Below are 13,800 nucleotides of genomic sequence, written 5' to 3' on the forward strand. Positions count from 1 at the left end.
AAAATGTATATAGATGCCCACTATTATGTAAATAATAGTGGGCATCTATATTTCCATAAGAAATGAGAGGTTATTAAGAATTTGAATTCGTTTGTCTCACGGCAAAATTATAAAGTGGGTCTTTAAGTTCATAGTTATACGTATAACCGTCGACAATTCCTACAACTTTATCGCTATCATAAAGGTCGAGCATAAATTGTGCCATTTGTTTTGCAGTGTGGAATTTCGGTACAACATTATCGTATTGGAACTCATCAATATCCAATGAGCGTTTCGCAAATTCTGTTTCAGTAGCAGCAGGAGCTAAAACTTTTGCTTGCAGTTTTGCGCCTTGTTCTTTTAGTTCGTGAGATAGCCCTTCTGTAAATGCACTTACATAAAACTTCGTAGCACAGTACGTAACAGCATCAGCAACAATTGTGTATCCACCGCCCGATGAAACGTTAATAAGTTGTGTTCCATCAACCATTGAATAATCTCGAACGAAAAGAGAAGAGAGTATAGTTAGTGCTTCTATATTTAGATGCAGCATCGTCTCTATTTTATTTAAATTTTGTTCAGCAATTGAGGCGAAATTACCAAAACCTGCGTTGTTAATCCACGTTTCAATTTGAAAAGTTTGTAGGCTTTCATAAAGTTTATAAACATTTTCAGTGACGGATAAATCGGTTCTTCGAATGACAACATCCAACTCCGGATGCATTTCGTTAATTTTCGATTTTAATTCGTTTAATTCTTCTTGTCTTCGAGCGACAAGTACTAAATTTTTTCCACGAGATGCAAAGGCTAAAGCTGATTCATAGCCAATCCCTGAACTAGCGCCAGTAATAACAGTATATTTCATATAAAATCCTCCTAAATTCAAATTAATTTATCCCGCTCTTTGCCGGGCAGTAAGACCTCTACCTCAAAATTCAGTGAAAGTAAAGAAGTTAGGCGGGGGATGAGGAGAACCCCACTGATTAAAGTTTCACTTTATTATGGTTAGATTGTATTTGTTAGAGTATACTCTAAGTCAAATGTTTTTATAAATTTGATAGGGCAGTAAAAGATATGAGGGTAAATCGCATGCGGAGGGAGTATGAGTATGTACACAATTAGTGAGGTAGCTAAATTATTAGGAATGAGCACACATACATTACGTTATTATGAAAAGGAAAATATATTAATTGCAAATCGCGATACAAATGGGAATCGAATGTATGAAGAGTCACATATAAAGTGGTTGCAGTTTGTAATGAAATTAAAACAAACACAAATGCCGATAGCGAAAATAAGAGAATACGCTAGATTATATATAGAAGGGGAGCATACAGCCGGGGCTCGTTTGCAATTGCTAGAAGATCATAAAAAATCTATTCAAACTCAAAGAGAAAACTTAGTAATTACAGAGAAGATGCTTGAAAATAAAATTACTGCATATAAAGCTGCTTTGGAAAATAAATAGATAAAAAAATCATCCGTTCCTTGTTACGTAATGAAAAATGAATTTGATTTATGAGTAGTGTACGGACAAATTAAAAAGAGCGATTAGCAAAAGCTAACTGCTCTTTTTAAGGGATCTCTCCAAGGGGGAATGGAGAAAATATTATGTTACTAGCATTATTGACAGATTATTAGGGAATATACAATCAGATGAAAAAATTTTAAATAATCTTTTGGCGTTGACAGTTTGTAAAATATTTGTGTACAGTATATATGAATGACATTCAGTCATTTTTATGTAAAAGGATGTAGTTAGTTTAGTAATTGAATAAATAAAATGGTAAATGAGGTTGATAGTTGTTTTTATATAGTAGTGATGAAAGAGTATATTTTTCAAAATAAAAATGACTGATATTCAGTCATAAGAGGTGGTAGTATGAAAAACAAAGCTTGGTTATATGTCATATTAACATGTATCTTTGAAATTTTTTGGGTGTTTGGTTTTAATAAAGCTGATACTTGGTGGCATTGGGTCATTATTGTAGGAGTTATCGCTGTTGATTTTCACTTTCTTTCTAAAGCGTGCGAACATATTGCAACAGGGACGGTATATGCTGTCTTTGCCGGAGCTGGTACGGTAGGCACTTTCTTAATGGATGTATTCCTTTTTGGCGGGAGTTTCAGTGTAGGAAAACTATTCTTTATCGTGATGGTTGTAGCTGGCGTTATTGGTTTAAAGTTAGCTGATAATAAAGAAGAAACTATGGAAGGAGCTGCTTAAAGATGGGATGGTTTTTCGTATTTTGTGCTGCAATTAGTGAAGTAGTCGGTGTGATAGGACTTAAAATGTATAGTAAAGATAAGACGTTAGCCAACGGGGTGATTTATATAGGTGGATTTGCAACTTCCTTCGGATTCCTGTACACATCTTTCTTATTTTTACAAGTAAGTGTTGCGTATGCGGTTTGGATTGGTATTGGAACAGCAGGTGCTGTTTTATTAAATATGTTCTTATTTGGTGAATCGAAAAGTAAGGCACGTATTATTAGTGTCGCTCTTATTGTATGCGGTGTGACGGGATTAAAGGCTCTTTCGTAAAGATATAATTTCACTGTATCTCCTAACGATTTGTTGGGAGATTTTTCGTATGAAAAGTGCACAATAATTGACAGTACAGCTAGTTATTTTATAAAATGAATGACAGTCATTCAATACGTGTGTGAAAGGGTTTAGATGATGAATAAAAAAGAAAAAATTGTCTATGCAGCTATTGAAGTGTTTCAGGAAAAGGGTGTTGAAAAAACGAAGATTTCTGATATCGTGAAATTGGCTGGCATTGCACAAGGAACTTTCTATTTATATTTTCCTTCTAAGTTATCTGTTATGCCTGCAATAGCAGAAGTGATGGTTGAAAAGATGATACTTGCAGTGAAAGAAAAAGTACAGAACGATGCACCTTTCTCAAGTAAAGTTACGCAAGTAATAGATGCGGTGTTTAACTTTATAGCTGAATATCGTGAAATACAGGCTTTAATGTATGCGGGTCTTGCATCTACAGAACATATAAAAGAATGGGAAGCTGTGTATGAGCCTCTCTATATGTGGCTAAGCGAATTTTTAAGTGAGGCGAAAGAAACTGGTGAAATTCGTGATTCGGTTCACGCAGAGCGAACAGCGAAGTTATTTATCGCCCTTGTTGAATCAGCAGCGGAACAAGTGTATTTATATGATCATAAAGATGATGAGCAAGTCGAACTACAAAAGGCAGAAGTACTAGATTTTTTAACACATGCACTACATATAAAGAAATAGTGGGATGAACCTGTCTGAAAAGGTGGGTTCATTTTTGAGGAAAACTGAATGATAGTCATTCATCTAATACTTATGTATGTGTTGAAGGAGAGAGTGAAACTTTAATAAGTGAGAGCCGTCTCCATTTATTATGAGCCCACGAATAACAGGATAAAGAAAAAACTTCTTGGGCATTATTTTGAGAGGAACTTGCGGGAAGAGGTGTTAAAAGTGAATAAACCGATAAAAGAACAAAAGATGGTATTGGTCATTCTTTTGAGTAATATATTTATCGCTTTTTTAGGGATTGGATTAATCATTCCGGTTATGCCGTCCTTTATGAATGATATGGGTTTAACAGGGAAGACGATGGGGTATCTCGTTGCAGTTTTTGCAATGGCTCAGCTTATTGCTTCACCTATTACAGGCCGATGGGTTGACCTTTACGGTAGGAAGAAAATGATCATCATTGGATTATTTATTTTTGGTGTTTCAGAGCTTCTGTTTGGATTAGGAAAAGATGTATGGATGCTCTATGCAGCGAGGGTGTTAGGCGGAATTAGTGCTGCGTTTATTATGCCTGGTGTTACGGCGTATGTTGCGGATATTACATCTATTAAAGAACGTCCAAAGGCGATGGGATATTTATCTGCGGCTATTAGTACCGGCTTTATTATAGGACCTGGAATCGGCGGGTTTATTGCAGAATACGGTATACGTGTGCCGTTCTTCGTAGCAGCAATTATAGCCTTTATAGCATGTGTGATTTCGATCTTTATTTTGAAAGAGCCGTTAACGAAAGAACAAATTGCAGAAATTTCTTCTAATACGAAAGAATCGAGCTTTATTGGAGATTTAAAGAAATCATTAAACCCAATGTATGCAATCGCATTTATTATTGTATTTGTACTCGCATTCGGTTTATCAGCATATGAAACTGTATTTAGTCTGTTTTCTGATCATAAATTTGGTTTCACACCGAAAGACATTGCTGCGATTATTACGATTAGTTCCATCTTTGGAGTAGTTGTGCAAGTATTTATGTTTGGAAAATTGGTAGACATATTTGGCGAAAAAGTTTTAATTCAAATATGTTTAATTGTAGGTGCAGTGTTAGCGTTCGTATCAACTATAGTCTTTAATTATTGGATTGTACTTCTCGTTACTTGCTTCATTTTCTTAGCATTTGATTTACTACGTCCCGCTTTAACGACGTTTTTATCAAAAGCAGCTGGAAAAGAGCAAGGGTTCGTTGCTGGTATGAACTCAACGTATACGAGTTTAGGAAATATCGCAGGACCAGCGATGGGCGGAATATTATTTGATATAAATATTCATTACCCATACGCTTTCTCAGGCGTTGTTTTAATAGTTGGTCTCGGAATTACATTTATGTGGAGAGAGAAGCAGCTAGCTGAAAGTTTAGCGAAGTAATGAGATGAGAGTAAATAATTAGCGAGAAGCCCCTTTTTGTAAGGGGCTTTTTTGTATGTTATTGCAGAGATGGTTGTATCCATAACTTCGCAAAATTCGCCCAACCGAATGAATCAATTGTTACGTTTTTCAAAGAAGAAGGATAGGTTTTTCTTTTTAAAACGTGATAGTTAAATAAAATGATGTGTTCTTCTTGTAAAAACTCTTCAATCTCATACATGAGTTCATAACGCTTTTCTTTATTTTCTTCTAGTAAAAATGTATCTAGCAAACAGTTAATTTGTTTTTCATAGTGCGGGTCCATGAACCGGCTTACGAAGCAGCTTTTATTTTTAAATACATTTAAGAATGCAATTTCATGATTGGTAGCAAATACTTCTCCCATTAAAATAATATCGGCATGTTGATCGATAGAACGATTCGTATAATCGGAAACGAGAAATGGATGAAGTTCTACTTGTATACCTAAACTTTCGCACTGTTCTTTTAGGAATTCTGCATCATTTTCACTATCTTTAAATGCGAAGAAATAAATATGTATCGTCTCTCCGTTATAGTTGCTCTTTTTCAAATACTCTTTCGCTTTTTCTAAAGAGTAGGATCTTTTAGGAGTTTGGCGGCTTCTTTCAGGGAAAAAGCTTGAAGCAGCAATTGTTCGTCTGCCTTCTATGTTACGAAGTATCGTTTCAACATCATATATTTCTCTCCAAGCTTTACGAAAATAAATGTCGTGATGCGGACCAGGTTTTGTAAAGTTGAAGCCAGCATAAATACAGCCTATTTCTTCTATTTGTATGTCGTGTCTGTCATCTTCCTCTTCATTTGGCAGCTCATAATCAGCATCTACTTGCACGTGATCAGGAATACCCCAAAATTCAATACGGTCTAATAATGCACGCTCTTTAAAATAATGGGTGAATGCTTCGAGTACGATATTATCTTCAGAGTAATGAGCAAGTTTGAAAGGTCCAGTCCCTATGTAGTGGTGATTTTGAATACTTGCATCATGCGGTAAAATGGCGAGCTGCATGGAACTTACATAATGTAAGAAAAATGAATTCGGTTTTGCTAAATGGAATCGAATTTGCAGTGGTGATGGTGTTTCAATTTGAACAATCTCTTCTGTTAACCATTCGAAAGGAGAGTGAACTTGCTTTAATCTTTCAAATGAAAATTGAACATCTTTAGAAGTTAAAACTGTTTCGTTATGAAAATGTATATCTTTTCGTAAATAGAACGTCCATGTAAGCCTGTCTACACTTAATTCCCACGTATGTGCAATGTGTGGCTCCATTTTTTCAGTAACATCGTTATAAACGACTAATGTATCAAAAATTTGACCCGTAAGATGGCTCTCTGTTGTAACAGCCGCAAAAGCGGGATCCAGCGGCATTACTTTTCTTGATATTGGAATTTTTAAAATGTCGTACATATCATTTGAAGGTTCATAGCCAAAATGATGATGGAGTTTACCTTCAATGTTCTTATGAAGTGTAGGAGGCAGGGGCTCCTTTAAAAGAAGAAAGACATCCTTTAATTTTTCTTGTGCCAATAGTTCATCTGTATAAGATTCAACTGCTTCTATGAAACTATGTATAAATATAATTTCTGTTTTATTCCCACGACCTCGCCCTGGAGTCCAGCGAATTAATTGTTCTTCACTCATTTTCCTTAATACAATTTTTACGTTTTTCGTACTGCAATATAAAATATCCGCTAATTCTTGTAAGCTAATTCGTATATGTTGTTGATCTTGTGCATGTAATCGTAAACGAATGTAATAGTCCATAATCTTCATGCGTATACACTTCCTTCTTTCATAAAAGGGGAAACTCTTTAGAATATTCTAACCTTTTTCTTCCTCTTTTTCAAAGTAAAATAAGTAAGCATAAGGAGGGGGAAACAATGGGATTTTGGAGTATGCATCGAAATATAAAAATTAGAATTATAACTTCGTTTTTAACACGTACTGTGTCCACAATGATTTTTCCATTTATGGCGATTTATTTTTCAATCAAGTTAGGTAGTGCGCTTGCTGGTGCTTTATTGCTAATCAATGTGTTAGCTTCATTAATTATTGGCTTATATGGTGGGTATGTTGGAGATCGGCTCGGTCGTAAAAAAGTGATGATTATCGGCCAAAGTATACAAGTCGTTTCCATTGCTTGTATGGGGATTGCAAACTCAGACTATGTAGATTCCCCGTGGTTAACATTTGTATTTATGTTAGTGAATAGTTTAGGATCTGGACTTATGAACCCAGCGACAGAGGCAATGTTAATTGATGTGAGTACGCCTGAAAATCGAAAAGTGATGTACAGCATTAATTACTGGGCTATTAATTTATCAATTGCGATTGGAGCAATATTTGGCGGATTACTATTTGAGAACTATAGATTACAACTGTTTATCGTGTTAATGCTTGTTGCAGTTATTACTTTATATGTGATGGCTGTGTATATGGAAGAAGTGTATGTAGCGCGAAAAACTGTAGAGAAGAAGAACGTATTAAAAGATATGGCAGATAGTTATAAGGTTGTGATGAAAGACAGGGCGTTTCTAATTTTTTGTGCAGCGAGTATATGTACATTATCGTTAGAGTTTCAAATTAATAATTATTTAGGCGTTCGCTTGCAGAAGGAATTTGAAACGGTTCACTTTTTCTTCGGTAATGGTTTCACGTTTGATTTAACAGGTATTCGCATGCTGAGCTGGATTTCTGCAGAGAATACAATTTTAGTTGTGTTATGTTCAGCGCTTCTTATTAAAATGCTGAAACGCTTCAATGATTTGAAAATTTTATATGTAGGCTTATTCATTTATACAATTGGATTTACAATACTCGGAACGAGCAATAGTTTATGGATCTTATTAGTCGCAGGGCTTTTCCAAACGGTAGGCGAGATGATGTATGTACCAGTACGTCAATCTATTATGGCAGATATGGTGCCAAACGAGGCGCGAGGTTCTTATATGGCGATTAATGGGATGGTCTTTCAAGTGGCCAAAATGAACGGTGCATTAGGTGTTATGATTGGCTCGTTTCTTGCATCTTGGGGCATGAGTGCTCTGTACTTTATCGTGGGTATGAGCAGTATTGTATTATTTATGAAGGCGATAGGGAAAGAGAAGTATGAGGGGGAGATTTCTCAGATTGGATAAAACTATATGGAAAGCGAATCGGTGATAATGGGGCTCGCTTTTTATATGATTTTTAAAAGGGATCAACTTCAGCTAAATTTGGCGACGAAAAAAAGAGGCTGCTATGTACAGCCTCCTTTTCGTTAAAACGAGGAAATTCGTTTCTTCGTTTTTGGTACAATAATAAATTTGATCCAGAGTAATCCGGCAATCATAATGATAAAACTATGTAGTAATTGTCCTGTAGCAACGAGTACTACAGCTGAAAAAACAATTAGTTGAATGGTTATTAACGTGAAAATTAAGCTAAGAAATTGCTTCATTCTTTCTTCAGTATTAATTGGATACAATGCTACAATAATATTTCCTGAAAAATATTTCCACAGAGAACGAAGCTGCATGGAAATCATATATAGGACGATATAAGCGATAGCACCTTTTACATATATGTTCGGTATAAAATATAAGGCGAAGGCACCGATTATACTTAAACGAATATATATACCGAAATAATCATTCCCACGTAAAAACGATAGTGTATGTAAATAGAAGAAAGTAGCGTGTTTTTTATGTAGTAAAGGTTCAATCCAATTCGTAAGCCATTTTCTGCTGTTTACTTGTTTTTTTAGTTGCGGCACATCGGTGAAGATGCTAGCGAATTGATAAAAACGTATGTCCATTTTTTCTTCTTGCTCGATTATGTACTCCCACGGTATTCGTTTTGTCGGTTGTTTTTTCGTATATAGAAGTAAGAAAGCGAGAAGTAAAAGTAATCCACCTAATATGATTACATTTGCTGTATAAAACAGCATGTAAATGATAAGTGCGTTACAAGCAATACGAATGATAAACCATATGCTTTTTTCATCACTATCACGCCACATCCAATGTATGTACATATTCCAAGCTTTCGTAATCATTAAAACGATAAAGATTGTACATAAAAAAGGTACAGTTAATTGCAATGCTTGCAGTGCAAGTGGTACGAGAATGAGGAACGTAAATAATAATGGGAAAAGCTGAATGATGTAATTATATAGAAGAGACTTTTTGAAATAAGAAGTTAACTTCTCTTCTAGTGCCAGTAAATAGACAGCATCAGGCTTTTGGATAAATGTTCGTATCGGGCATCTCGATATAACCCCGGTTAGGACGATTGTAATAAACAATAAGGATACTCCTTTAGAAGGAGCTGTTTTAAGAAACTTTGCGTAATAGTAAGCGCCTATACAGGAAGCGAAGATGAAGCTATATAGTAAACCGTTAATCATACGTGCAAAGTATGTAATGATATTTTGAATATGTTGTTGGAAGCGACTGCTCCATAATGATTCGATTGACATGTTTTTCACCTCTTTGTTCTATTATATATGTTTTATAAAAGAAAAAACGAGCAAATTGCGTTATGCAACTTGCTCGTTTTTCTTTTCGTCATTTTTTTTCTGATCACGATTCATTAATGGATAGAAGGCAAAACCGATTACGAATAATCCGATTCCGAGAAGGAACGTTTTTATATCAGATGCGCCTGTTTTAATAACCCATAGTGCATAGCAAAGTGCGATGACTGCGACTATGCCATCCATAATTCTCGAACTCATTTCATTTTTATACGTTTCACCAGTTGCGACTAGTTTTAACTGGAAGATTGGCGAAACGAGATATGGAATAAGGTAGGCCAGTGTTGAGACGGTTATAACGAATGTATAAGCTTCCGCAATGGTTCCTGATAATGTTGAGAATAAGAACACTTGCGACATAATGTTTGTTAATCGTAATGAGTAAATTGGACTTCCTTTTTTGTTTGTTTTTGCGAAGAAGGAAGGGAAGAAACCTTCTTTTGCTGCTTGATAAGGTACTTCTGAGCTTAATAAAATCCAGCCTAAGATGGAACCGAATAGGGAAGTAAGAGCAAGTAATGCCATAAGTTTCCCGCCGCCATGACCCATTGCAGCGTTTAGTGCATCTGCTAATGGACGTTCAGAAGCTTGTAATTTATCAACGTGAAGTACACCCATTGTTAAAATTGTAATTCCTAAGTAAATGGCAACTGTAATTAATAATCCTGCAACTGTTGCACGTTTTACTGTTTTGGGAGAGGTAGCTCGGTTTGATAAAAGAACCGCTGATTCAATCCCTATAAATGCCCAAAGCGTTGTAAGAGCAGCTAAATTTACTTGTGAAAGGAGGCCGTGTGATACGCCTTCTTTATCGATCATCGGTGTGTACCATTGTCCAAATTTTGAAGCTTCGAATGCAAATAAAGTAACGACGATGAATAAAAGGAATCCAGTTATTTTCGTTGTAGTTGCTATGAAGTTTAGTTTTCCAGCTCCGCTTACACCGTTTGTTAAAATTAAATGAGTTCCCCATAGTAAGGCGGAACAAATAGTAAATGTAATAAGTTTTCCAACTTCTACATTGAAAGAGCCGATTGAAAATAGTAGTCGTGTATCTTTCATAATCGGGAAGAAAAGTGATAAGTATCCCGCAAATGATGTAATGATGGCAACGTTACTTGCCCAGTTTGCAACCCAATATCCCCATACCATACTGAAACCAGCCATTTTTTTCTTTTTTGGTGATGAGAATAAAGCATATGCATGACTTTGTGGTCCTGTCGTTAAATCAGGACGACGAATTGCTAAATTACCGAAAACAAGAGCTAGCATTAAAACACCAAACCCTGTTGTTAACCAAGCTAAAGTGACACCGAGAGGGCTTGCTGTTTGTGCCAACGTACTTGGCACCATGAAAATACCAGCGCCAACCATGTTACCGACAACGAAAGCTGTTAGTACCCAAAAGCCCCATTTTTTTTGTTGCATAGAAAATACCTCCAAAGTTAGTATAACCAAGTCAAGCGAGGAGATATGTATGTCTTCCCAAGTCAGGAAGAGAAGTCCCAAACAAAACAAAAAAAGCACGTAATTTGCCGTTACATGCTTTCTATCTTATAAGAAACCCACGACATACCTCTCGATAGCTCTCCACAAACGAAACGTTTGTGACAGTTCTGCACTTATTAAATGCAGACCCAGCAAGCGTGCATGGTGGACACGACTTACTTCGGCAACCATTCCTTTCTCATTTCTTCATCAATGCCACTACATCTCCTGAAATGATACTCTTAATGATTGCAACCTCTACCTCACCGAGATACGAATGAGGATTTAAATATTAAATTAACGTATTTAAGAGTAACAAATGAATTTTTATACGTCAATGGATATATCAATAATCAGATTATAGAGAAGAGTTTGTGATTAAAAGGGAAGGGATTATTATGTAATATTGAACTTTCATAATATAATAAATATTATGAGAGCTAGAAGATTGAGAAGGGGATGAAGTATATGTCTACAGGTCATAAAAATTCCGTAATAGGTGTGCTAGATTCGGGAGTTGGGGGATTAACAGTTGCGAGTGAAATTATAAGACAATTGCCTAAAGAGAGCATTTATTATATTGGTGATAATAAGCGTTGTCCGTATGGACCAAGAAGTGTAGAGGAGGTACAATCTTTCATATTTGAAATGGTTGAATTCCTCCAACAGTTTCCGTTAAAAGCTCTAGTTGTAGCATGTAATACTGGTGCAGCAGCTGCATTGACTGCGCTGCAAGAAGCACTGTCCATTCCGGTTATTGGCGTTATACATCCAGGAGCAAGAGCGGCAATTAAAGTGACAAAGAAAGGGAAAATCGGAGTAATTGGAACTGTAGGTACGATCCAGTCTAATATGTATGAAAAAGCATTACACGAGCTTGATACATATTTGGAAGTGCATAGTCACGCGTGTCCGACTTTAGCTACAGTTGTAGAAAATCAATTAGAAGATATAGCATATGTAGCGCAGCAAGTGAAACAAGCTTTACTGCCATTAACGAAAGAAGATATAGATACGTTAATTCTCGGATGTACGCATTATCCACTTTTAGAGTCTTATATTAAAGAGGAACTAGGAGAGGATGTAAGGATTATTAGTTCTGCAGAAGAAACAGCGATAGAGTTAAGTACAATTTTACAGCACAAAGGAATCCTGTCTGACAATTTGAATCCGAAGCATCGGTTTTTTACAACAGGCTCTGTTTCTTCATTTGAACATATTGCTGAGAGATGGCTAGGGTATCAAATTTCTGTAGAATGTGTACATTTGCCGATTAAAAATGCGCGTATGTATAATTAAGATTTATCCCGCTTTAATGGGCAGTAAGACCCCCACCTTAAAATTCAGCGAAAGCAAAGAATTTAGGTGGGGGTCGGGCTGCCCATAAAAGTCCGATTGGTGAAGGCTAATAATCAGTGGGGGATGAAGAAAACCCCCACTGATTAAAGTTTCACTTTATTAAATTGCTTTTTTAATAAATCAGGTTCGTTTCATAAGAAGGAAAGAATAAGCTTTTAATTGAAGTGTTTAAGGTCAGTTCAATTAAAGGGGAGATTGGATTATGGAATTATCAAGGTCTCAACTATTTGCTTTAGAGTATATTTCAAAATATGCAGAGAACGAAAAACGTGAGGCTAAAGAAACAATTAATCATATACTTAAAATGTCTAATATTACAGATGAAATGTTTGAAGAAGCTGTCGCTAATGTAAAGTCCCATGCGAGGATTGCATTACACTTTCATCCAGACAGAATAGATTCGAATATGAAAAATGTTGCCGAAGCGCTGTTTGAGCAAGGAGTATATAAAAGTCAGTTTGAAACATTGCTATCTAATGGAAGCGTATCTGCTTACCCTGGTGGTGAACGTGACCTTTGGGAAAAGAGAATATTTGGAGGAGCATATCAATTGGAGGGAGTAACGAATAACCAACGGCCAAAGTATGGAGCGCTAAATTTGATGTTACATCCAGATGGGCCTGCTCCGCGTTTTGGGTCATGTTATTTTCTTTTATCTCCAAAGGTTTCTTATCGCTCTACATATACGTATTTAGATTCGCATCAAGATCCAAAAGAAAAAGGCACTTATGAAGAGTTTGATATGATTTTAGCTGCTCTTTTGGAAGAGGTATTCGTAAGAGATTTTGCAATTGGTGAAGGGAATTTGACTCCAACAAGATTCATTAATCATTTACTGGCTAACCTGGAAAGGCCGTTTATAGATTTAGTAAATAAAGAGTCAGCCCGTAATCTTAACCATTATATTGAAGCGCAAGTTCATGGAGATATTTCTCTTAAAGAAGATGTGGAAGTGCTTGTTGTAGATCCTTCATTTAAGGGTACGGATGTAGGAAGAACTTTAGAAGAAATTTGCCTGAAGTATTCTATTAATTTGTATTGGCACATGGGTTTTTTACTTATGGTAGATGAAGTTCCAATGGACTTTAGGGGTTCAAAAATGCCATCTTTGGCAAGACGCATTGCGCAAAATAATTGTATCGATGCAAATATAATTGGCTCTGCTGTAGTGGATTTGAAACGTAATCCACTATCTTGGCGTGATCGTGGAACTTATGAAGAAGTGCTTCAGGAATTAAAATTATTATGGCATGTGTTAGTTCGATTTGGGAAACCAAATCGAAAATTGAACTAAATACTCCATTCTCCGTTTACATAAAATTTGTACGTCTTGCTAGTTGGCATGATTAGTCCTTCTAAAATAGCAACTTGTAAGAGTGAGTATAAGGTGATTGTAGGGGTGATAATATTTTCAAATGGATTCATTGTGTTTTTTTTCTATATGTAAAAAAACAATTGACAGAATACTTAATAAAGTTATAAGATTATAAATGGAAAATAAATGAAAGGGGTGTGCGTAATGATTGTAATCGTAAATGTAATGAGTTTAGCTCTGTTAAATGGCAGAAAACATTCATATCATTACGCAACCCGTGCGGATATATAGGACCTTTTTGTCTTATGAGAAGCGTACGTTGCGTATATCGTAACGTACGCTTTTATGCATTTCTTTTGCATATCGTCAAGCGACGGTATGCTTTTTTTTGTTTATTTTCCGTGTTTCCTTTGTAGGATTACGAAAAAATCGTTGGAAGGTGGAAAA

At 35.9% G+C, this 13,800-nt stretch carries 12 protein-coding genes and 1 riboswitch; of the genes, 8 read left to right on the forward strand and 4 right to left on the reverse strand.

Features of this window, described 5'->3' with window-relative positions:
• Positions 1-73 precede the first annotated feature (73 nt).
• Positions 74-844, reverse strand: a complete 771-nt coding sequence (locus ACQKNI_RS16980) for an SDR family NAD(P)-dependent oxidoreductase (protein WP_088232425.1) — start codon at positions 842-844, stop codon at positions 74-76.
• Positions 845-1,087: 243 nt separating this feature from the next.
• Here ACQKNI_RS16980 and ACQKNI_RS16985 point away from each other — a divergent pair, with 243 nt between their 5' ends.
• The 5 genes from ACQKNI_RS16985 to ACQKNI_RS17005 all read left to right on the forward strand — a co-directional run bounded on the left by ACQKNI_RS16985 (position 1,088) and on the right by ACQKNI_RS17005 (position 4,650).
• Positions 1,088-1,447, forward strand: a complete 360-nt coding sequence (locus tag ACQKNI_RS16985; protein ID WP_088232426.1) for a MerR family transcriptional regulator — start codon at positions 1,088-1,090, stop codon at positions 1,445-1,447.
• A gap of 414 nt (positions 1,448-1,861) precedes the next feature.
• A complete protein-coding gene (locus ACQKNI_RS16990; RefSeq protein WP_088232427.1) occupies positions 1,862-2,206 on the forward strand; it encodes a DMT family transporter in 345 nt (114 codons plus the stop codon).
• Positions 2,207-2,208: 2 nt separating this feature from the next.
• Positions 2,209-2,523 (forward strand): DMT family transporter, encoded by a 315-nt coding sequence (locus ACQKNI_RS16995; protein ID WP_088232428.1) that lies wholly within the window; start codon positions 2,209-2,211, stop codon positions 2,521-2,523.
• A gap of 135 nt (positions 2,524-2,658) precedes the next feature.
• On the forward strand, positions 2,659-3,237 hold the full coding sequence (locus ACQKNI_RS17000; protein ID WP_098252346.1) for a TetR family transcriptional regulator: 579 nt from the start codon (positions 2,659-2,661) through the stop codon (positions 3,235-3,237).
• Positions 3,238-3,447: 210 nt separating this feature from the next.
• The gene (locus tag ACQKNI_RS17005) at positions 3,448-4,650 is read left to right on the forward strand and encodes an MFS transporter (protein WP_098252345.1); all 1,203 of its coding nucleotides are present in this window, start codon (positions 3,448-3,450) and stop codon (positions 4,648-4,650) included.
• 58 nt (positions 4,651-4,708) lie between these two features.
• On the opposite strand, the gene ACQKNI_RS17010 is transcribed toward ACQKNI_RS17005, so the two are convergent.
• Entirely contained in the window at positions 4,709-6,448 is a 1,740-nt protein-coding gene (locus ACQKNI_RS17010; RefSeq protein WP_098252344.1) for an SgrR family transcriptional regulator, read from the reverse strand.
• Between the two features lie 107 nt (positions 6,449-6,555).
• On the opposite strand from ACQKNI_RS17010, the gene ACQKNI_RS17015 reads away from it, so the two are divergent.
• Positions 6,556-7,812 carry an MDR family MFS transporter gene (locus ACQKNI_RS17015; RefSeq protein WP_098882886.1) on the forward strand — a complete coding sequence of 419 codons (1,257 nt, stop codon included), beginning with the start codon at positions 6,556-6,558 and terminating at the stop codon, positions 7,810-7,812.
• A 122-nt stretch (positions 7,813-7,934) separates the two neighbouring features.
• Here ACQKNI_RS17015 and ACQKNI_RS17020 read toward each other — a convergent pair whose 3' ends face one another.
• Both ACQKNI_RS17020 and ACQKNI_RS17025 read right to left on the reverse strand, forming a co-directional pair.
• Positions 7,935-9,134 (reverse strand): ABC transporter permease, encoded by a 1,200-nt coding sequence (locus tag ACQKNI_RS17020; RefSeq protein WP_098357040.1) that lies wholly within the window; start codon positions 9,132-9,134, stop codon positions 7,935-7,937.
• A gap of 60 nt (positions 9,135-9,194) precedes the next feature.
• Positions 9,195-10,619, reverse strand: coding sequence for an amino acid permease (locus ACQKNI_RS17025; protein ID WP_088232434.1), 1,425 nt, complete (start codon positions 10,617-10,619; stop codon positions 9,195-9,197).
• 147 nt (positions 10,620-10,766) lie between these two features.
• Positions 10,767-10,948: riboswitch (Lysine riboswitch) on the reverse strand.
• Between the two features lie 199 nt (positions 10,949-11,147).
• On the opposite strand from ACQKNI_RS17025, the gene racE reads away from it, so the two are divergent.
• Positions 11,148-11,978, forward strand: a complete 831-nt coding sequence (gene racE / locus ACQKNI_RS17030) for a glutamate racemase (protein ID WP_088232435.1) — start codon at positions 11,148-11,150, stop codon at positions 11,976-11,978.
• Between the two features lie 262 nt (positions 11,979-12,240).
• Complete coding sequence (locus ACQKNI_RS17035) at positions 12,241-13,332, forward strand: DUF3626 domain-containing protein (protein ID WP_088232436.1); 1,092 nt, start codon at positions 12,241-12,243, stop codon at positions 13,330-13,332.
• Positions 13,333-13,800: the final 468 nt, after the last annotated feature.

The sequence above is a fragment of the Bacillus sp. NPDC094064 genome (assembly GCF_050279585.1).
Classification (GTDB): domain Bacteria; phylum Bacillota; class Bacilli; order Bacillales; family Bacillaceae_G; genus Bacillus_A.